This window comes from Roseateles saccharophilus (assembly GCF_031458095.1).
In the GTDB taxonomy this organism is placed as follows: Bacteria; Pseudomonadota; Gammaproteobacteria; order Burkholderiales; family Burkholderiaceae_C; genus Pelomonas; species Pelomonas saccharophila_A.
In genome coordinates, this window is sequence record NZ_JAVDXU010000003.1 from 379,410 (window position 1) to 399,078 (window position 19,669).

At 68.1% G+C, this 19,669-nt stretch carries 18 protein-coding genes; 12 read left to right on the forward strand and 6 right to left on the reverse strand.

Going from position 1 to position 19,669, the window contains the following annotated elements:
* Positions 1-70: 70 nt before the first annotated feature.
* Both J2X20_RS20755 and J2X20_RS20760 read left to right on the forward strand, forming a co-directional pair.
* Complete coding sequence (locus tag J2X20_RS20755) at positions 71-541, forward strand: cache domain-containing protein (protein WP_310268831.1); 471 nt, start codon at positions 71-73, stop codon at positions 539-541.
* Between the two features lie 10 nt (positions 542-551).
* Complete coding sequence (locus J2X20_RS20760) at positions 552-2,087, forward strand: methyl-accepting chemotaxis protein (RefSeq protein WP_310268834.1); 1,536 nt, start codon at positions 552-554, stop codon at positions 2,085-2,087.
* Here J2X20_RS20760 and J2X20_RS20765 read toward each other — a convergent pair.
* Positions 2,065-3,000: a histone deacetylase family protein gene (locus J2X20_RS20765; RefSeq protein WP_310268836.1), complete on the reverse strand. Its 936-nt coding sequence runs from the start codon at positions 2,998-3,000 to the stop codon at positions 2,065-2,067. The two genes, J2X20_RS20760 and J2X20_RS20765, sit on opposite strands and share 23 nt — an antisense overlap.
* Before the next feature lie 170 nt (positions 3,001-3,170).
* Here J2X20_RS20765 and J2X20_RS20770 point away from each other — a divergent pair, with 170 nt between their 5' ends.
* Entirely contained in the window at positions 3,171-3,725 is a 555-nt protein-coding gene (locus J2X20_RS20770; protein ID WP_310268838.1) for a phasin family protein, read from the forward strand.
* A 51-nt stretch (positions 3,726-3,776) separates the two neighbouring features.
* Here J2X20_RS20770 and J2X20_RS20775 read toward each other — a convergent pair whose 3' ends face one another.
* Both J2X20_RS20775 and J2X20_RS20780 read right to left on the reverse strand, forming a co-directional pair.
* Positions 3,777-4,661 carry an NAD(P)/FAD-dependent oxidoreductase gene (locus tag J2X20_RS20775; protein WP_310268840.1) on the reverse strand — a complete coding sequence of 295 codons (885 nt, stop codon included), beginning with the start codon at positions 4,659-4,661 and terminating at the stop codon, positions 3,777-3,779.
* Complete coding sequence (locus J2X20_RS20780) at positions 4,651-5,112, reverse strand: Rrf2 family transcriptional regulator (RefSeq protein WP_310268842.1); 462 nt, start codon at positions 5,110-5,112, stop codon at positions 4,651-4,653. The genes J2X20_RS20775 and J2X20_RS20780 overlap by 11 nt, the downstream gene beginning before the upstream one ends.
* 166 nt (positions 5,113-5,278) lie before the next feature.
* Here J2X20_RS20780 and J2X20_RS20785 point away from each other — a divergent pair, with 166 nt between their 5' ends.
* The 6 genes from J2X20_RS20785 to J2X20_RS20810 all read left to right on the forward strand — a co-directional run bounded on the left by J2X20_RS20785 (position 5,279) and on the right by J2X20_RS20810 (position 12,082).
* A complete protein-coding gene (locus J2X20_RS20785) occupies positions 5,279-5,992 on the forward strand; it encodes a LiaI-LiaF-like domain-containing protein (RefSeq protein ID WP_310268844.1) in 714 nt (237 codons plus the stop codon).
* Positions 5,993-6,001: 9 nt separating this feature from the next.
* Positions 6,002-7,066, forward strand: a complete 1,065-nt coding sequence (locus J2X20_RS20790) for a sensor histidine kinase (protein ID WP_310268847.1) — start codon at positions 6,002-6,004, stop codon at positions 7,064-7,066.
* A complete protein-coding gene (locus tag J2X20_RS20795) occupies positions 7,063-7,791 on the forward strand; it encodes a LytR/AlgR family response regulator transcription factor (protein ID WP_310268849.1) in 729 nt (242 codons plus the stop codon). The genes J2X20_RS20790 and J2X20_RS20795 overlap by 4 nt, the downstream gene beginning before the upstream one ends.
* A 107-nt stretch (positions 7,792-7,898) precedes the next feature.
* A complete protein-coding gene (locus J2X20_RS20800; RefSeq protein WP_310268852.1) occupies positions 7,899-8,402 on the forward strand; it encodes a gluconokinase in 504 nt (167 codons plus the stop codon).
* The gene (locus J2X20_RS20805) at positions 8,399-9,748 is read left to right on the forward strand and encodes an MFS transporter (protein WP_310268855.1); all 1,350 of its coding nucleotides are present in this window, start codon (positions 8,399-8,401) and stop codon (positions 9,746-9,748) included. Before J2X20_RS20800 ends, J2X20_RS20805 begins: the two co-directional genes overlap by 4 nt.
* A 3-nt stretch (positions 9,749-9,751) precedes the next feature.
* Entirely contained in the window at positions 9,752-12,082 is a 2,331-nt protein-coding gene (locus J2X20_RS20810) for a GH36-type glycosyl hydrolase domain-containing protein (RefSeq protein WP_310268857.1), read from the forward strand.
* Here J2X20_RS20810 and gntR read toward each other — a convergent pair.
* The gene (gene gntR / locus J2X20_RS20815; protein ID WP_310268861.1) at positions 12,074-13,120 is read right to left on the reverse strand and encodes an HTH-type transcriptional regulator GntR; all 1,047 of its coding nucleotides are present in this window, start codon (positions 13,118-13,120) and stop codon (positions 12,074-12,076) included. The two genes, J2X20_RS20810 and gntR, sit on opposite strands and share 9 nt — an antisense overlap.
* Positions 13,121-13,374: 254 nt before the next feature.
* Here gntR and J2X20_RS20820 point away from each other — a divergent pair, with 254 nt between their 5' ends.
* The 3 genes from J2X20_RS20820 to J2X20_RS20830 are packed head-to-tail and all read left to right on the forward strand — an operon-like array spanning position 13,375 to position 18,085.
* Positions 13,375-16,305, forward strand: a complete 2,931-nt coding sequence (locus J2X20_RS20820) for a TonB-dependent receptor plug domain-containing protein (RefSeq protein WP_310268864.1) — start codon at positions 13,375-13,377, stop codon at positions 16,303-16,305.
* Positions 16,306-16,346: 41 nt separating this feature from the next.
* Positions 16,347-17,258, forward strand: a complete 912-nt coding sequence (locus J2X20_RS20825; RefSeq protein ID WP_310268867.1) for a YihY/virulence factor BrkB family protein — start codon at positions 16,347-16,349, stop codon at positions 17,256-17,258.
* Positions 17,255-18,085: an alpha/beta hydrolase gene (locus J2X20_RS20830; RefSeq protein WP_310268869.1), complete on the forward strand. Its 831-nt coding sequence runs from the start codon at positions 17,255-17,257 to the stop codon at positions 18,083-18,085. The genes J2X20_RS20825 and J2X20_RS20830 overlap by 4 nt, the downstream gene beginning before the upstream one ends.
* Here J2X20_RS20830 and J2X20_RS20835 read toward each other — a convergent pair.
* Positions 18,063-18,698, reverse strand: a complete 636-nt coding sequence (locus J2X20_RS20835) for an LON peptidase substrate-binding domain-containing protein (protein ID WP_310268873.1) — start codon at positions 18,696-18,698, stop codon at positions 18,063-18,065. The genes J2X20_RS20830 and J2X20_RS20835 overlap by 23 nt on opposite strands.
* A 2-nt stretch (positions 18,699-18,700) precedes the next feature.
* A complete protein-coding gene (locus tag J2X20_RS20840; RefSeq protein ID WP_409034180.1) occupies positions 18,701-19,633 on the reverse strand; it encodes a patatin-like phospholipase family protein in 933 nt (310 codons plus the stop codon).
* Between the last annotated feature and the right edge of the window lie 36 nt (positions 19,634-19,669).

Sequence of the window (19,669 nt, forward strand, 5' to 3'; positions counted from 1 at the left end):
ACGACCTGATTCGCGGGAGCGACACTGCCCCAGAGAACAACGATTTCACAACGCTGGCCAGGAGTTCGGCATGAACCGATTCACCGTTAGAGGTTTTGCTGCTTTTTCACTCACGCTGGCGGCCGTCTTCGGCGCCCCAACTTCTTGGGCCCAGAACGCGACCAAGGAAGACGCGGTGGCCATGGTCAAGAAGGGCGTGGCCTACATCAAGGCCAACGGCAAGGACAAAGCCTATGGCGAGATCACCGCCAAGAGTCCGCAGTTCGTCAAGCAGGATCTCTACCTCGTCGTCTACGGCCTGGACGGCAAATGCCTGGCCCACGGCGCCAACGAGAAGCAGGTCGGCCGCGATCTGATCGACCTCAAGGACATCGACGGCAAGGCCTTCGTTCGCGAGCGCGTCGAGCTCGGCAAGTCCAGCCCCAAGGGATTCTGGCAGGACTACAAGTTCACCAACCCGACGAGCAAGAAGATCGAGCCCAAGCAGATGTACTGCGAGCGACTGGACGACACCATCGTCTGCGGCGGCATCTACAAATAGGTCGACGGCGATGAAGCTCGCCGCCAAGATGCTGGTGCCGCCGATGGCGGCACTGGCAGTCGTGCTGGCCATTGGCCTGGGCAGCACCGTGCTGTCCTTGCGCGAGGTCGTTGCAGCCAACGAGGCCGGCCAGCAGCGCAACGAAGTCTTCATGACGACGGTGGCCGTGCAGACCCAGGTGGGCGAGATGCATGGCGGCGTCTATCGCACCATCGCGCTGATGGCCTCGCTGGACGAGGCCAAGGTCAAGGCCTTGCGCGGCCAGCTGAAGACCCAGGTCGAGGGCCTGACGCGCACGCTGACGACGTTGGCCGACATGGAGGCCACACCGCCCGAGACCGACGCCCACATCAATGCGGCCCTGCCGCTGCTGAAGGCCTATCTGGGCAAGGCCGATGCCGCCATCGATCTGGCCTCGGTCGACCCCAACACCGGCGTCGCGGCGATGCAGGACGCCGAGGCACGCTACAAGGAGGTCGCCACCCTCGTCGCCAAGATCGTGCAGAGCATGGGCGATGACCAGCAGGCCGCTGCCGAAGCCCAGCAGGCCAATGCGCGCCGTCGCGCCTGGATCTTCGCCCTCATCTCGCTGCTGGCTGCGGGCATCGGCATGGGCCTGCTGCTGGTCAACCAGCGCAAGATCGCAGCCGACGTGAACGCCTCGCTGTCCCTGGCCGAGTCCGTCGCGGCGGGCGACCTGACCCAGCGCGCCCATCCCCAGGGCCAGGATGAACTGGCCGGCCTGATGCGGGCGCTGAACCAGATGTGCGAACAGCTCGGCAGTTCGGTCGGCGAGGTCATGCTGGTGGCGGACTCCATCCGCACCGCGTCGGCCGAGATCGCCTCCGGCAACCAGGACCTGAACATCCGCACCGAGCAGACGGCCTCCAGCCTGGAAGTGACGAGTTCGTCCATGGCTCAATTGACGGGCATCGTGCGCCAGAGCGCCGACAGTGCCCAGACGGCCAACCAGCTCGCCACCAGCGCCGCGACCGTGGCCCACCGCGGCGGCAGCGTCGTGCAGCAGGTGGTCGACACGATGAACGACATCAGCGCGTCAAGCAAACGTATCGGCGACATCATCGGTGTCATCGACGACATCGCCTTCCAGACCAATATCCTGGCGCTGAATGCGGCCGTCGAGGCGGCCCGCGCCGGCGAGCAGGGCCGCGGCTTCGCCGTCGTGGCCGGCGAGGTGCGCAGTCTGGCGGGCCGCAGTGCCGCGGCGGCCAAGGAGATCAAGACCCTGATCGGCGCCAGCGTCGAACGCGTGGAGTCCGGTGCCCGCCTCGTGCAGGACGCCGGCTCGACCATGACCGACATCGTTGGCGCCGTGCAGCGCGTCACCGACATCATTGGCGAGATCAGCAGCAGCGCCGCCGCCCAGAGCCAGGGCATCGACGACGTCACCCAGGCCGTCACCAAGGTCGACGACATGACGCAGCAGAACGCCGCCCTCGTCGAGGAGAGCGCCGCGGCCGCCGAGTCGCTGCGCGAGCAGGCCCAGAAGCTGGCCCAGGTGGTCAGCCAGTTCCGCGTGCCGTAGCCCACAGCGCCCAGGATTGGGCGGCCAGATTCAGCGTGCTGACCTGCACGGCGACGGTCGTGGCCAGGTCGCGGCCATAGCCGCCGGCCATGCTCAGCGCCACCGGGATGCGGCGCTCGGCCAGGGCATCGAGCACGCGCAGGTCGCGTCTGGCCAGGCCGTCGTAGCTCAGTTTCAAGCGCCCCAACCGGTCACCTTCGTGAGGGTCCGCACCCGCCAGATAGAAGGCCAGGCCCGGTTTGAAGCGCCGCCAGACTTCGGCCATCGCCTGGTCCAGCCGGTCCAGGTATTCAGCATCGCCGCAGCCATCGGGCAGGTCCACGTCCAGATCGCTCGCCTCCTTGCGGAAAGGGAAGTTGCGGGCGCCGTGCATGGAGAAGGTGAACACGGTGTCGTCGTCGCGGAAGATGGAGGCCGTGCCATTGCCCTGATGCACGTCCAGGTCGATGACCAGCACGCGCAGCAGCTGGCGATGACTGCGCGCCCATTCGGCCTGCATCAGCCTTGCGGCCACGGCCACGTCGTTGAAGACGCAATAGCCCGAGCCCTTGTCGGCGTAGGCGTGGTGAGTGCCGCCGGCCATGTTGGCAGCCACGCCCTCCTCCAGCGCCGCCCGCGCGGCCGCGATGCTGGCCCCCACCGAACGTCGCGAACGCTCGGCCATCGACTCCGACCACGGAAAGCCGATCTCGCGCTGCTCGGCCGCACTCAGATGGCCGTGCAGCACCGCGTCCACATAGTCCGGCGTGTGGGCCAGGGCCAGCTCGCCCTCGGTGGCGGCCGGTGCCGGCTGCATCCTCAGCAGCCCCGGTGCGCGCTCGAAATGTTCCCTTAACAAGCGGTACTTGGATTGCGGAAAACGATGTCCCGGCGGCAGCGCGAGGCTGTGGGCGTCGGAATGGAAGGCCAGCATGGCCGCCACGATAGCGCCGGGCCTTTGTCACAGCCCGACACCCCTAATTTGCTGCACTGCACAAAATAGTTCTTGCAATCTGGCGCAGGACCCCTATCATTCAGTCCATGTTGCAGTGCAGCAAAAGAAGCACAGCAAACGGTTCAACCACCTGAAATCGGAGTTCCCCTATGCTGACCGCTGAACAAGTCCTCGCCGCCCACAAGGCCAATGTCGAAACCCTCTTCGGCCTGACCAACAAGGCTTTCGAAGGCGTCGAAAAGCTCGTCGAGCTGAATCTGCAAGTCGCCAAGACCGCGCTGAGCGAAGCCGCCGACACGACCGCCGCCGCGCTGTCCGTCAAGGACGCCCAAGAGCTGCTGTCCCTGCAAGCCGCCCTGCTGCAGCCGACCGCCGAGAAGGCTGCCTCTTACAGCCGCCATGTCTACGACATCGCTTCCGCCACCGGCGCCGAAGTCGCCAAGGCCGCTGAAGCCCAGTTCGCCGACGCCCAGAAGAAGTTCACCGCCGTCGTCGACAACGCCGCCAAGAACGCCCCGGCCGGCACCGAGAACGCCGTCGCCCTGGTGAAGTCGGCCGTCGCTGCCGCCAACAACGCTTTCGAATCGGTCCAGAAGGCCGCCAAGCAAGCCGTTGAAGTCGCCGAGTCCAACTTCCAGGCCGCCACCAGCCAAGCCGTCAAGGCCACGCAGACCGCGACCCGCGCCACCAAGCGCGCCGCCTGAGCCTCAGGCTCCTGCCTCCCGAAAGCCCGGTGCGAAAGCGCCGGGCTTTTTTCATTGCAGGCCGGGAATCAGCGAGCGATGCACCGCCGCACCCGTCATCGCACCGTCGCCGACCGAGATCGCGACGTTGGCAAATGCCATCGCTGCATCCCCGCAGGCAAACACGCCCGGCACCGTGGTCTCCATCATCGTGCGACGCAGATAGGGCCCGGCCGGCCCCTGCTCGAACTCGCAGCCCAGTTGCTCGGCCAGCGGGCTGGCCATGCGCGTGCGCGTCGCCGTGAACAGACCGGCCAGCGGCAGTCGGCGGCCATCTACCAGCTCCACCGTCAGGGCATCGCGGATGCGTGCGATGGGCGTCGCCTCGACCGCGACGCCACGCGCAGCCAGCGCCTGGCTTTGCGCGGCATCCGGTTCGAAAGCGCCGTTGAGGAAGAAGGTCGTCGGCCCCCAGTCCGGCAGCATCAGCGCGTGATGCATGGACAGCGGGCTGCTGGCCAGCACGCCGATGGCGCCCTGGTCCAGCTCATAGCCATGGCAATAGGGGCAATGGAAAACGGTCTGGCCCCAGCGCTCGGCCAGGCCTTCGACCGCGGGCAGCTCGTCGGCCACGCCGGTCGCCAACACCAGGCGGCGTGTGAACAGCGTGTTGCCACCCACATCGACCTCGAAGCCCTCGCCGCGCCGACGTGCCGCAATCGCCAGGCCGTCGTGCCAGCTCGCACAGGGATAGGCCAGCAGCTGCGCCTTGGCATCCGCCACGATGTCGCCAGGCGCGCGGCCGTCCTGGCCAAGAAAGCCGTGCGAGGCATCGACAAACCGGTTGCGCCGTTGGCCGGCATCAACGACGGCGATGCGCCGCCGTGCGCGGGCGAGCTGCAGCGCAGCGGACAGGCCGGCAAAGCTGCCGCCCACGATCAAGGCGTCAAACGTCATGGTGGAAATCCTTGGGTGACAGGCCGCGGGCCTGCATGCGGTGGTGGAAATCCTCGGCCAGCACGGACAGCTTCACGCCATGCAGGCGCGCGACCAGCAGGGCCTCGGCTTCAGCATAGGCCGAGCCCAGCGCCGTGTTGACGGCCTGCTCGACGAGGCAAGTCGACTGCTCATCGCGCAGGCCGGCGGCCAGGAAGGGCGGCGCGCCCAGGGCCGCGTGCACATCGCCCAGCGTCATGTCCGACAGCGGGCAGCTCAGCACCCAGCCGCCGCCATGGCCCTTGGCCGAGGCCACGAAGCCGGCCTTGCGCAGCCCCGCCATCAGCCGCCGCACGACGACGGGGTTGGTGTTCATCGCCCGCGCCAGCGTCTCGGAGGTCGCGGGCTCCCGGGTCTCGGCCAGGTGCAGCAGCATGTGCAGCACGCCGGACAGCTTGCCGTCTCGTTTCATGTAACCATAGTAGTTTCAAGAAAATGGCCTTGGACTCGACAAGGCCTTGGCGCGGTTCGCGACAGCCGCTGTCGATTCGTCGGCGGCTGGCGTCGATTCGCCGAGTCGCCGTCCCCAGGGCCACGCCGCCCGTGTCTACTTGCGCCATCGCAACCCGAGTTCTCCCATGAAACCCCATCGCCTCCAACGCCACGCCAGCCGCCGCATCGCCTTCGGCCTGGGTGTCATCGGCATCGGCACGCTGGCCCTGCTGGACAACCTCGGCGTCTTCGGCATGCCCCTGCTGCGCACCTTCTGGCCGCTGGTGCTGGTGCTGTTCGGCGTGAGCCATCTCGTCTCGCCCCGCCACAGCGGCAGCTGGCTGGTGGGTGCCGTGCTGATCGTCGTCGGCGGCGTGATGACAGCCCACAACCTCGACCTGCTGCACTTCCGGCCGCGTGACTGGTGGCCGGTCCTCATCATCCTGGTCGGCGTGTCCATCCTGATGCGCGGCCTGTTCCCGCACCGCCGACTGGAGCGCTGCGGCGATACGCCGTCGACGCTGGAGCATGGGGACCGCATCAATATCGATGCCAGCTTCAGCGCCATCAACCAGCAGAACGATTCGCGCAGCTTCAAGGGCGGCCGCATCGACGTGAGCTTCGGCGGTGTGGAGCTGGACCTGCGCCAGGCCGTCATGGAGGGCCCCGAGGCCGTGCTCGAAATCTCGGCCCGCTTCAGCGGCGTCGAGTTGCGCGTGCCGCGCGAATGGCAGGTCGTCGTCGACATCTCGCCGACGCTCGGCGGCGTCGACGACAAGACCGTGCCGCCGATGAACCCGACCCAGCGCCTGGTGCTGCGCGGCGACGCGGTGTTCGGCGGCGTCGAGATCAAGAACTGAAGACGCCGCGTGCATCCGCTGCTGACGCACTGGCGCGGCCTCGCGGTCTATCTCGGCCTCACGCTGCTGGCCGGACTGGGTCTGGCTGCACTGATTGCCACTCAAGGCGTGGCCCCACTGGGCTGGGCCCTGGTCTGGACCTGCCCGCTGGCCCTGGTGACCGGCTTTGCGGCGCTGTCGGTCTACTACCTCTGCCGCGCACGCCCCTTCGGCCCTGGCCGCTGGCCTGCTGCCCTGGCTTCGCGCGCCACCGCCGTGCTGCTGCTGGCGGGCGCGGCCCTGATCCTCGCGGCGGCCTGGAACGCCGCGGGGCAAGTGCTGGGCCGCGAGGCCGGCTTTGTCGCGCTGCCACCCACCGCCTGGGCCCTGGCTTTCGTCGCTTGCCTGGGGCTTTTCCTGCTGGCCATACTGGCCCACGATGTGCTGATCGCCGTCGAGGCCGCCCAGGCCGCGGCCATGCGCGAGGCCCAAGCGCGGCTGCTGGCCCGCGACATGGAGTTGCAGCTGCTGCGCCTGCAGATCGACCCGCACTTCCTCTTCAACAGCCTGAACTCCATCAGCGCGTTGACCAGCTTCGATCCCGCGGCCGCGCGCCAGATGAGCATCGACCTGGCCCAGTTCTTCCGCCAGACCCTGGCCCTGGGCGGGCGCGAACGAATCCGCCTGGAGGATGAGCTCGAACTCATCGGCCACTACCTCGCCATCGAGCGCCAGCGCCTGGGCGACAAGCTGCGCAGTGCCATCGATGCGCCGCCCGAGGCCCTGGCCGCCCTGCTGCCGCCGTTGACCCTGCAGCCCCTGGTGGAGAACGCGCTCAAGCACGGCCTGCGCGCGCTGGACGATGGCGGCCTGGTGCAGATCCAGGCCCTGGTGCGCGACGGCTGGCTGCACCTGGCCGTGCGCAATCCCGTGCCCGATGAACCGACGCGCGAGCCCGGCCTTGGCCACGGCCTGCGCCATCTGCGCGAACGCCTGGCGGCGCAATATCGTGACCGCGCCCGCGTGGCCTGGGGCGCGACGCCCGAGGGCTTTGCGGTCGAGATCAGCCTGCCTTACGACAACGAAACGCCATGACGCTGCAAGCCCTGATTGCCGATGACGAACCCCTGGCCCGCCGCCTGGTGCGTGAGTTCCTGAAAGCCCATGCCGACATCACGATAGCCGCCGAAGCCGAGAACGGACTGGACGCGGCCCGCGCCCTCACCGAGCTCAAGCCCGACCTCGTCTTCCTCGACATCCAGATGCCGCGCCTGACCGGCCTCGAAGTGCTGGAGCTGACGGGGCGCCGTGACGGCGTCATCTTCACGACGGCTCACGACCAGCATGCGATGCGCGCCTTCGAGCTGCATGCGGTGGACTATCTGCTCAAGCCCTTCGACCAGGCCCGCTTCGACGCCGCCCTGGACCGCGCCCGGCGCCTGCGCGGCCAGCCTCAGCCCGGGCTGGAGGCGTTGATCGCGCCGCAGCTGCTGGCGCGCGTGCTGGTGCGCGACAGCGAGCACGAAGGCGGCATGCAGGTGCTGGCCGTCGAGGCCATCGACTACATCGAGGCCCAGGCCGACAACGTCGCCTTCCACAGCGCTGGCCTCGATCACCTCAAGGCTCAGCGCATCTCCGAGCTGGAAGCCCAGCTCGACCCCGGCCGCTTCGTGCGAGTGCATCGCAGCTTCATCATCAATCTCGCGGCCCTGCAGGGGCTGGAGAAGACCGACAGCGACGCCCATGTCGCACGCATGAGGAACGGCAAGCGCATCCCCGTCAGCCGCAGCGGCTACGACAAGCTGCGCGCGGTGCTCTGACGCGCAGCGCGAAGGCTGTGGCGGGAAAACACGGAGCCGGGGCGGCTTGGCGCCAAGTAGGATAGCGCTATCCAACAAATCCGAATACGGCCTCCGCTCGCGTCCCCATGATTCCATCTGCGCCCGAATCCCTTGTCTTCATGGGCGTTGCCGGCAGCGGCAAATCCACGCTGGGCGCCGCCGTCGCCGCGCAACTGGGCCGGGTCTGGCTGGAAGGCGATGATTTCCACGGCGAGGCCAACCGCCGCAAGATGGCCCAGGGCCAGCCCCTGACCGACGCCGACCGCGCCGCCTGGCTCGCCGCCCTGTGCGAGCAGTTGCGCCGCCAGCCGCCCGGCGCCATGGCGGCCTGCTCGGCGCTTAAGCGCGCCTACCGCGACCAGCTCCGCCAAGCCTCGCCGGGACTGCGCTTCGCCTTCCTGGACATCAGCAAGGCCGAGGCTCGCCTGCGTGTACAGACGCGCGGCGGCCACTTCTTCTCCGCCAGCCTGATGGACAGCCAGTTCGATACGCTGGAGTCGCCTGTCGGCGAGCCGGGCGTGCTACGCCTGGACGCGCTCGCTCCGCTGGGCGAGTTGCAGGTCCAGGTGTGCGACTGGCTGCAGACATGAACCCCAAGCCGCTGACCCGCCGCGAGATCGTCGGCTATGGCCTGGGCGACATGGGGTTCAACTTCTACTGGACCAATATCTCGACCTTCCTGCTGATCTTCTACACCGACACCTTTGGCATCACCGCCGCTGCCGCGGCCACCATGCTCTTCGTCGTGAAGATCTTCAACGCCTTCACCGACCCCATGATCGGCGCCCTGGCTGATCGCACCCAGACGCGCTGGGGCAAGTTCCGCCCCTTCCTGCTCTTCATGCCGCTGCCGCTGGCCGTGGTGGGCGTGTTGACCTATTCCACGCCAGACCTCGGCCCCACGGGCAAGCTGGTGTGGGCCTATGTGACCTATCTGTTGTTGATGACGCTGTACACCAGCGTCAACCTGCCCTACAGCGCCTTGTCCGGCGTGATCTCGGGCGACGCACGCGAGCGCAACGCCATCAACGCCTCCCGCTTCGTTGCCGGCTTTGCCGGCGGCACCATCGTCACGGCCGCGTCGCCCCGCCTCGTGAACTGGTTGGGCGGCGGCGACCACGCCCTGGGCTGGACGCTGGCCATGGTGTTCTGGGGCCTCGCCGCAGCACTGATCTTCGCCATCACCTTCAGCACCACCACCGAACGCGTGCAACCCACGCAGGCCGAGCCTTCCAGCGTGCGCCAGGATCTCGCCGACCTGCGCAGCAACCGGCCCTGGATCCTGCTGTTCTTCCTGGCGCTGATCATCATGGGCGGCATCACGCTGCGCATGACCAGCGCGGCCTACTACTTCAAATACGTCGTCAACCGGCCCGAACTGCTCGCCACCTTCGTGCCGGCCTATCTGCTGGCCGCTGCTGCGGGCACGGCCTGCACGCCACTGCTGACGCGCTTCATCGACAAGCGCCGGCTGATGATCGGGCTGATGATGGCTTCCACCGTGCTGTCCGCCGCCTTCCTGTTCGTCGACGCCGACCAGATCGTGCTGATGTATGCCCTGCAGATCGCCCTCGGCCTGGTATTGGGCCCGAAGTCGCCGCTGTCGTTTTCCATGCTGGCCGACTCGGCCGACTACAACGAGTGGCGCAACGGCCGCCGCGCCACGGGCATGACCTTCGCCGCAAGCTCCTTCGCACAGAAGCTCGGCACGGCGGTCGCTGTCGGCGTCATCGGCACGCTGTTCACGGCCCTGGGCTATGTGCCCAACGCGGCGCAGTCGGCGGGCTCCCAGGCCGGCATCGTCTGGCTGATGTCCGTCATCCCGGCCAGCTTCACGCTGCTGGCCGCCGTCCTCATGATGTTCTACACGCTGGACAACCCGACCATGGCGCGCATCCAGGCCGACCTGGCCGCCCGCAAGCCCAATCCCATCTGACCCATGCTTGGCCCCATCGACCAAGGTGAGCGCTACGAGCTCACCAGCCCCACCGCCCTGCCCCAGGCCGCCGGCTTCCTGTGGAACCGCCGCATGATGATCCAGGTGACCTGCCGCGGCTATGCCGTCGCGCAGTTCATGCAGCCCGAACCGGCCAAGTACGCGCATGCACCCAACCTGGAGGCCAAGACCTTCATGCAGCCGGAGCAGGCGTACTACGCCCACCATCCCGGCCGCTTCGTCTATGTGAAGGACGAGGACACGGGCGAGCTGTTCTCCGCGCCCTACGAACCGGTGCGCGCGCCCCTCGAGTCCTTCCAGTTCCGCGCCGGCCGGCATGACCTGGGTTGGACGGTGGAGCATCTCGGTCTGCGCGTGGAGATGGTGCTGGGACTGCCGACGGACGATGTCGCCGAGTTGTGGGAGCTGCGCATCACCAACCTGTCGGGCCGCTCTCGCCGCCTCAGCGCCGTGCCCTATTTCCCCATTGGCTACATGTCATGGATGAACCAGTCGGCGCAGTGGCGGTCCGACCTCGGCGGCATCGTCGCCAGCTGCGTGACGCCCTATCAAAAGGTCGCGGACTACTTCAAGAACCAGCAGCTCAAGGACAAGACCTATTTCCTCTGCGAGCGCGCGCCCGACGCCTGGGAGGCCAGCCAGTCGGCTTTCGAGGGCGAGGGGGGGCTGCACAACCCGAGCGCACTGCAAGTCGAACAACTCGCCGGCGGCGACGCACGCTACGAGACGCCGGCAGCCAGCGTGCAGTACCGGCTGACACTGCAAGCCCATGGGAGCGAGAGCTATCGCTTCCTGTTCGGCCCGGCCCTGGACGACTCCGAGATCGCGCAGATGCGCTCCACCTACCTGAGCGAAGCCGGCTTCGCCCGCACGCGCGAGGCTTATGCCCGCTACATCGATGGCGGCCGAGGCTGCCTGCGCATCAAGACGCCCGACGCGGAGTTCGACAACTTCATCAACCACTGGCTGCCGCGCCAGGTTTTCTATCACGGCGACGTCAACCGCCTCAGCACCGACCCGCAGACCCGCAACTATCTGCAGGACAACCTCGGCATGGCCTATATCGCGCCGGCCGTCACGCGCGGCGCGCTGCTGCACGCGCTGAGCCAGCAGCATGCCAACGGCTCCATGCCCGACGGCATCCTGCTTGTCGAAGGTGCCGAGCTGAAATACATCAACCAGGTGCCGCACACCGACCACTGCGTCTGGCTACCGGTCTGCCTGCAGGCGTATCTGGACGAGACGGCTGACTTCGCGCTGCTCGATGTGGAGGTCGCCGGCATGACCGTGGCCGCGCGGCTCGATGCCGCCATGGCCTGGCTGCAGCAGGACCGCGATGCGCGCGGCCTGAGCTATATCGCCCAGGGCGACTGGTGCGACCCGATGAATATGGTGGGCTACCAAGGCCGCGGCGTGTCGGGCTGGCTGACGGTGGCGGCGGCCTACGCGATGCGGCTGTGGAGCGGCATCTGTGCCGATGCCAGTCGGCCGGAGCAGGCCGTGCACTGGCAGGCCGCGGCCGACGAACTCAATGCCGCCGCCAATCTCCATCTCTGGGACGGCGACTGGTTCGCCCGCGGCATCACCGACGACGGCGTGGTGTTCGGCGTCAGCAAGGACACCGAGGGCCGCATCTATCTGAACCCGCAGTCCTGGGCCATGCTGAGCGGCGCGGCCAGTGCCGGGCAGCGCGCGAAGATGCTTGCGGCCATCGACGCCCAGCTCGAGACCCCGCATGGCGTGGCCATGTTCAACCCGCCCTACTCGCGCATGCGCGAGGACGTCGGCCGCGTCACGCAGAAGCACCCGGGCTCGGCCGAAAACGGCGCCGTCTACAACCATGCGGCCAGCTTCTACGTCCATGCGCTGTACGACGCCGGCGAGGCCGACCGCGCCTACAGCGCGCTGCGCCGCATGATCCCGGGGCCGGACCGTGGCGACTATCTGCAGCGCGGCCAGCTGCCCGTCTTCATCCCCAACTACTACCGCGGCGCGCACCAGCAGTACCCGCGCACGGCCGGCCGTTCCAGCCAGCTCTTCAACACCGGCACGGCGGCCTGGGCCTATCGCTGCGTCATCGAAGGACTGTGCGGCCTGCGTGGCGATGCCCTGGGACTGCGGGTCAAGCCGCAGCTGCCTTCGGGCTGGAACGAGTTGAACGCCGAGCGCGAGTTCCGCGGCGCGCGCTTTCTGCTGCAGGTGCGCCGCACCGGCCAGCACCGCGTGCTGCTGGACGACCAGCCCTTGCGCGATGGCCTGGTGCGCGACATCCAACCCGGCCGCGACTATCGCCTGGATGTCGAGCTAGCTTGAGGCCCGCTTCAGGATCTGGAAGCCCAGGTCCAGATGCGGCTGCTCCACCGCCTGGCCGCGCATCAGCGCCATCAGCATCTGCGCCGCCTGCGCGCCGATCTCGACGCGCGGCGTGGCCACGGTGGTCAGCGGCGGCAGCATCTGGTCGCTGCCCGGCAGGTTGTTGAAGCCCACCACGGCCACACGTTCGGGCACGGCCACACCCAGGCGCAGCGCGGCCAGCAGCGCGCCCTGGGCCAGGTCGTCGTTGCAGAAGAAGATGGCGTCGGTGTCGGGCGCCTCGCTCAGCGTCTGCTCCAGCAGCACGCCGCCCAGGGCCATGGACGAAGGCTCGGGGCTCAGCAGCTTGCGCACGCTGCCGGCGAGGCCTGCCTGCTGCATGGCTGCCTCGTAGCCCTCGCCGCGCTGCAGCGTGCGTGGGTCGAGCTGGGCGGCCACATAGGCCACGCGCCGCCGGCCACTGTCCAGCAGATGCTGGGTGATGGCCCGGCCAGCCTCGCGCTGCGAGAAGCCGACGCTGTAGCTGCCCGGCTCCGAGGCCAGCTCCATCACATGCACGCAGGGCACGCCACTGCCGTGGATGAGGGCCGCCGCCGCCGGGCTGCGATCCAGGCCCGTGACGATGAGGCCGGCCGGCCGATGCGCCAGGAAGCTGCGCAGCACGGCCTCTTCTTCGGCCGGGTCGTAGTGGGTGACACCGATCAGCGTCTGGTAGCCGGCCAGCATCAGCTGGCGCTGCAGTGCGTCCAGCAACTCGACGAACAGCGTGTTGCTGAGCTTGGGGATGAGCACGGCCACATGCGAGCTGCGCGCCGAAGCCAGGGCGCGTGCGGCCGGGTCGGGCACATAGCCCAAGGCCGTCGCCGCCGCCTGCACGCGTTCGCACAACTCCGCCGCCACGGCGCGCTCACCGCGGAGCGCGCGCGACACGGTGATGGGGCTGACGCCGGCCTCGCGGGCCACGTCCGCCAGCGTCACACGGCCGGTGGCGCGCGAGCGCCGGGAGGGTTCGTCGGAGTTCGGCTTGGACGCGGGCATGGCTACATGTTATCCCCCATATCAGGCCCGCCCTTCGGCATCTAGGATAGCGCAATCCACCCATGAAACACCGGCCAGATCGGCAGGTGCTTGCGGCGGTGGATGACCGTTGTCTCACGGACCTGGGGGGAGCCCAACTCCCCCCTTTTTTGGTCGAATGGGACAGCGCTATCCGAATTTCCGCATCGCCACCGGCCATGACCAGAGCCGACTCAAGACAAGCAGCGGATCACGCTGCAACACAGGAGACCTTCATGCACAGCCCGACCCTGATCCATCGCGCCGCCCTCGCCGCCTGCGCCAGCCTGGCCCTGTCGGCCCAGGCACAGACGGCGCCCGACACACCCCCGGCCAGCGAAGGCCAGGAGGCCTCCAACGTTCTCAGCCCCGTCGTCGTGACCGGCTCGCGCATCAACGCCAAGGGCTTCACCCAGCCGACACCGACGACGCGCATCGACGCCGTCGACATGGAGAAGGCCGCCAAGCCCAATCTGTTCAACGCCCTGGCCGAGCTGCCGGCCCTGCAGGGCAGCACCGGCCGCACCACCAGCACCAACAGCACCAGCAGCGGCATCCAGGGCCTGAGCTCGCTGAGCCTGCGCGGCCTCACACCCATCCGCACGCTGACGCTGATCGACGGCCAGCGCGTCATCGGCGCCAACGTGACCGGCGTGACCGATGTCAGCCAGTTCCCGCAGTTGCTGATCAAGCAGGTCGACGTCGTCACCGGCGGTGCCTCGGCTTCCTATGGCTCGGACGCCGTCGGCGGCGTGGTGAACTTCGTCACCGACAAGCGCTTCACGGGCTTCAAGGCCAATGTCGAGGCCGGCCAGACCAACTACAAGGACGATAAGAACGCCACGCTGCAGGCCGCCTGGGGCCGCGGCTTCCTGGATGACCGCGCGCACTTGAGCGCCAGCGTCGAATACAGCCGCGAGGACGGCGTGCCCTCGCCGCGCTTCGGCGGCGCCGGCGCCAATGGCCGGACCTGGTTCAAGAACCCGGCCTTCCAGGTGCGCCCCATTGGCCAGACCGGCGACGGCAAGCCGCAGTACAGCTTCATCGAGAACGCCCAGCAGTTCCAGTACGCCAAGTACGGCCTCATCACCAACGGCCCGCTGCAGGGCACGGCCTTCGGCAAGGACGGCGTGCCCTTCAAGTTCAACTACGGCTCCAACGGCGTGCCCACGGGCACCGGTGCCGTGACCGGCTGCGTGACGCCCTTCTGCGTCGGCGGCGACCTCAGTGGCACCGTCGGTGGCGGCACGACGCTGGGCATGAACATGACGCGCCAGGTGGCCTATACGCGCGGCAGCTTCGAGCTCAATCCCGACCACGAAATCTTCTTCACCTTCAACTACGGCAAGGTGGATTCGCGCTTCACGCCCAACCCCGGCGCGGCCAAGAACGACAACCTGACCATCCAGTGCGACAACCCCTTCGTGCCGGCCTCCATCCAGGCGCTGTGCGCGGCCAACAACATCACCAGCTTCAAGTTCGGCACGGCCAACGCCGAGTTTCCCAAGGACATCGAGGTGAATCCGGTGCGCACGCAGGCGCGCCTGGTCGTGGGCGCCAACGGCAAGTTCGACGCCTTCGGCACGCCCTGGACCTATGACGCCTATGCCCAGCATGGCCAGAACACCATCGACATCCGCGTCGCCAACATGTCGTTGAACCCACGCTACAACGCCGCCATCGATGCCATCCGCGGGCCGGGCGGAACCATCATCTGCCGCAACCCGGCCGCCGTCGCCGCGGGCTGCGTGCCGCTGAACGTCCTTGGCGATGTGCCGGCCGATCCGGCCGCCATGGCCTATATCGAGCCCGCCAACGGTCCCCACCAGCATTCGCGCCAGCGCCAGACGGTGGCCAGCTTCGCCGTCAACGGTGAACCCTTCTCGCTGTGGGCCGGCCCGGTGGCCGTCGCCTTCGGCGCCGAGGCGCGCAAGGAGCAGTACTACGTCACCGGCGACCCCTATGGCAACGGCGTCTCCGCCACCAGCCCCAACACGCCCGAGTACCCGGCCGACCCGCTGCTGAACACCGCCATCGGCAACAACTGGTATGCCGGCAACTATCACAACGCCGAGGGCAGCTATACCGTCAAGGAAGGCTTCCTCGAGCTCAATGTGCCGCTGTTCAAGTCGCGGGACATGGGCGAAGCCAACTTCAACATCGCCGGCCGCCACACGCGCTACAGCACCTCGGGTGGCGTCAACGCCTGGAAGGTCGGCTCGACCTGGAAGACCGGCATCGACGGCCTGCGCCTGCGCGCGGTCACCTCGCAGGACGTGCGCGCGCCCAACCTCAGCGAACTCTTCGCCGCCCCACTGGTCGTCAACAACACCGTCAACTACCAGGGCACGACGCTGACCGTCCAGCAGCGCACCATAGGCAACACCAGGCTGCGCCCAGAGATCGCGCGCAACACCACCTTCGGCATCGTGCTGGCCCAGCCCAAATGGGCACCGGGCTTCAGCGCCTCCGTCGACTACTTCGACATCAAGGTCAACGACGTCATCTCCTCGCTGAACGCGCAGCAGGAGGTGGACCTCTGCGTGGCCGGCAACCAGGAGATCTGCGCTGCGATGGACCTCGCCAGCGCCACCAAGTTCGTCACGCTGCAGGCCTTCAACCTCGCCTCCATGCGCAACAAGGGTTTCGACATGGAGGGCGTCTACCGCTTCGATCTCGGCATGGGCCTGCCGGGCAAGATCACGCTGCGGGCCCTGGCCACGCACACGCGCAGCTTCGTGACCAACTCCGGCGTCGTCGGCACCATCCCGAGCGAGGCCGCCGGCGTCAACCTCGGGAACACGCCGAAGTGGAAGGGCCAGTTCTCGCAGGCCTGGGACAGCGACACCGCCAACTTCACCCTCTCGCAGCGCTGGATCAGCAAGGGCGTCTACAGCAACGAATACATCGAGTGCCAGACCAACTGCCCAGTCTCGACCGTCGTGCACCCGACCATCCTGAACAACCAGATGAAAGGCGCCTTCTACTGGGACATCGGCGGCTCCTACAAGGTGTCCAAGAACCTGTCGCTCTACTTCAAGATCGACAACCTGACCGACGTCGACCCGGTCGCCGCGCCGCAGACCGGCACGGGCTACGGCATCAACCCCTTCCTGTACGACGTGCTGGGGCGACAGTACCGGGTGGGTGCCCGCATGGCGTTCTAGTCCTACACCTCGGCTCAGCGCCTGCCGCGAGACTTCGCGACATGCGCTGGCTTGATCAGATCCGACCGCTGGGCCGCGTGCTGCAGCTGACCTTCGACGGCTTCCTCGCCGACCGGGGCCCGCGCATGGGTGCGGCCCTGGCCTACTACACGCTGTTCTCGCTGGCACCGCTACTGCTGATCGTCGTGTCGGTGGCCGGCCTGGTCTGGGGCGGCGAGGCGGTTCGCGGCGAGCTTTTCGACCAGCTCGCCGAGCTGCTGGGCAGCTCAGCGGCGTCCACCGTCGAGAGCATGCTGAAGACCGTCTCCTGGCCGGTCGGCGGCTGGCTCAGCACCGTTGTCGGCCTCGCGCTGATGCTGATCGGCGCGACGACGATGTTTGCCGAATTGCAGGACGCGCTCGACACCATCTGGCGCGTGCCGGCCCGACCCATGCAGGGCTGGCTGAACTGGCTGCGGGCGCGCCTGTTGAGCTTCGGCCTCATCTTCGGCCTGAGCTTTCTTTTGCTGGTATCGCTGCTGCTGGACGCCATGATGTCGGCCGCCCAGACCTGGTGGCAGCCCTGGTTCGGTGACTGGCTGCGCGTCGCGGCGGTGGCCAACACGGTGTTCAGCCAGGGCCTGGTGGTGGCCGTGTTCGCGCTGATCTTCAAGTGGATGCCACGCGTGCATGTGGCCTGGCGCGACGTGCTGCTCGGCGCCTTCGTCACGGCCGGCCTGTTCGCGCTGGGCCGTTATGGCATAGGCGCCTATCTGCAGCGCAGCGGCGTCGTGTCGGGCTTTGGCGCAGCGGCCTCGGTGGTGGCCCTGCTGGTGTGGGTGTATTTCTCGGCCCAGATCCTGCTGATCGGAGCCGAGTTCACTTGGGCCTACGCAAGAGTGTTGGGCTCGCGACGGGAATCGGCAGCCGCTGGGGCAAACTTGCGCACCGAATCCCAGCCCGCGACGCGATGACCACGACCACCACCGACGACGGCCTCAAGCTCCACCTCCGCCACTGGCCCACCACCGCCGCTCCCGCGCGCGGCCAGCTGCTCATCTGCCACGGCCTGGGCGAGCACATCGAGCGCTATGCCCATGTCGCCGCGGCGCTGAACGCCGCCGGCTGGGACGTGCACGGCTGGGACCATCGCGGCCACGGCCACAGCGAAGGCCCCAAGGGCGACATCCCCGAGCATGACGCGCTGCTGCGCGACACGGCCCGCGTCATCGACGCTGTGCGCCTGCCGAACACCCGCTTCGTGCTGCTGGGCCACAGCATGGGCGGCCTGATCGCAGCCCGCTTTGCCGCCGAGGCTTTGACGGGCAAGCCCGCCGCCTGGAGCCGGCCGTTGGACGGCCTGGTGCTGTCCTCGCCCGCGCTCGACCCGGGCCTGTCCGGCTTGCAGAAACTGCTGCTGGCCGTTGCCGGTTCTCTCTTCCCGGGCCTGGCCGTCAGCAACGGCCTCAAGCCCGAATGGATCTGCCGCGACACGGCCGTCGTGAAGGCGTATGCGACGGACCCGCTGGTGCACGACCGCATCACCGCACGGCTGACGCGCTTCATCGTCGATGGCGGCGCCCGCGCCATCGGTGACGCGCCGCGCTGGAAGCTGCGCACGCTGCTGATGTGGGCCGGCGCCGACCGCTGCGTCTCACCACGCGGCAGCGAGGCCTTTGCGGCCGCCGCCCCCGCCCATGTCGTCGCGACCCAGCCCTGGCCGGGCTTCTTCCATGAGATCTTCAACGAGCCCGAGAAGGCCGAGGTGTTGAAGACGCTTACCGATTGGCTGAACGCGTGAGCGCATCAAGCCGGTCCACAACCAGCTCCAGCCTCAGCAGCGGGTTGTCCATCGCCATCAGCCGCTGGCGCTCAGGCAGCGGCATGGGCAGCAATTCGGCCCAGCGGTTGGCCAGCCAGCCAGCGTCTTCCCATCGGTAGGGCGGCTGGATGGGCAGGTCCTGGGCCTGGCCTTTGGCCGTCCAACCGGCCAATAGCTCCTGCAGCTGACACGCGCACAGGCTCAGGTCCTCGGGCACGGCTACCGTCGCATCGTCGCCGAGCAATTCCAGCTGTCCGACCCACAGGCCATGGCTCAGGCAGCGCCGCTCCCGCACGCGGAAGCGCTGTGCACCCAGCGTGCGGATCTGGATCAGCCCCGGCTGATCGCGCTCGAAATGCGTGATGCGCGCCAGCGCGCCGACGTCGTGGAAGGCTTCGGCCTTGAAGCCCTCGCCTTCGCGCCGCCTGACCTCGTCACCCTGGCTCAGCGTGACGACGCCGAAGGGCAGGCCCTGGGCGTGGCAGCGCTGCACCATGTCGAGATAGCGCGGCTCGAAAATGCGCAGCGGCAGATGCCCGTCGGGGAACAGCACCGAGCGCAGCGGGAACAGCGGCGTTTCGGTGGCGTCCATGGCTAGCGGGTCTTTTCGGCGATGCGTTGGCGCAGGATGGGCAGGATGGCCTGCGCCGCCTCGCGGCCGGCCTGTACCGCACGGCGCCGTGCCGTGAAGTCGGCGCTGCCGACGCCATCGAGTTTGGGCCGGATGACGACGTCCGCCTCCCTCAGCTCGAACATATTGATGCTGCGCCCCATGATGGAGAAGGTCTGCATCAGCATGCGGAAGGCGTCGCCGGGCGGGTCCTTCTCGGGCGGCGACGTGATGTCCACGGCGACGACGAGGGTGGCGCCCATCTCCTTGGCAAAGCGCACCGGCACCGGCGACACCAGGCCGCCGTCGACGAACTCGCGCTGGCCGATGCGCACCGGCTGGAACACGGCCGGCACGGCGCTGGAAGCGCGCACCGCCGTGCCGGTGTCGCCGCTGCGGAACAGGATGGAGGAGCCGTCGGACAGGTCGGTGGCGACGATGCCCAGCGGCAGGCTCATCTGCTCGATGTTCTTGCCGCCGGTCTTGTCGCGGATGAAGCGGGCCAGGGCCTCGCCGCGGATCAGGCCGCGCAGCGGGAAGGACCAGTCGGTGATGGCGCCTTCGTCCATGGTGTCGGACAGGGCTTGCATCTCCTTGCCGTTCTTGCCCGAGGCATAGAGGGCCGCGACCAGGCTGCCGGCCGAGGTGCCGGCGACGAGGTCGACCTTGATGCCGTTCTCCTCGAACACCTGGATGACGCCGATATGGGCAAAGCCGCGCGCGGCACCGCCGCCCAGGGCCAGGCCGATGCGTGGCGGCCTGGGGGCCGGCTTGATGATGGGCGGCTGGGGATCGGGTGGCGGCGGCGTGGTGATGACGACCGGGGGCTGGGGCGGCTGGGTGGGCAGCACGGAACAGCCGGCCAGGATCGTGACCAGAGCAGCGAGCCCGGCGCGGCGAAGAAGCACAGGAGTCATGTCGATAGCGGAGAAGCGCGGCGCACGATAACCGAG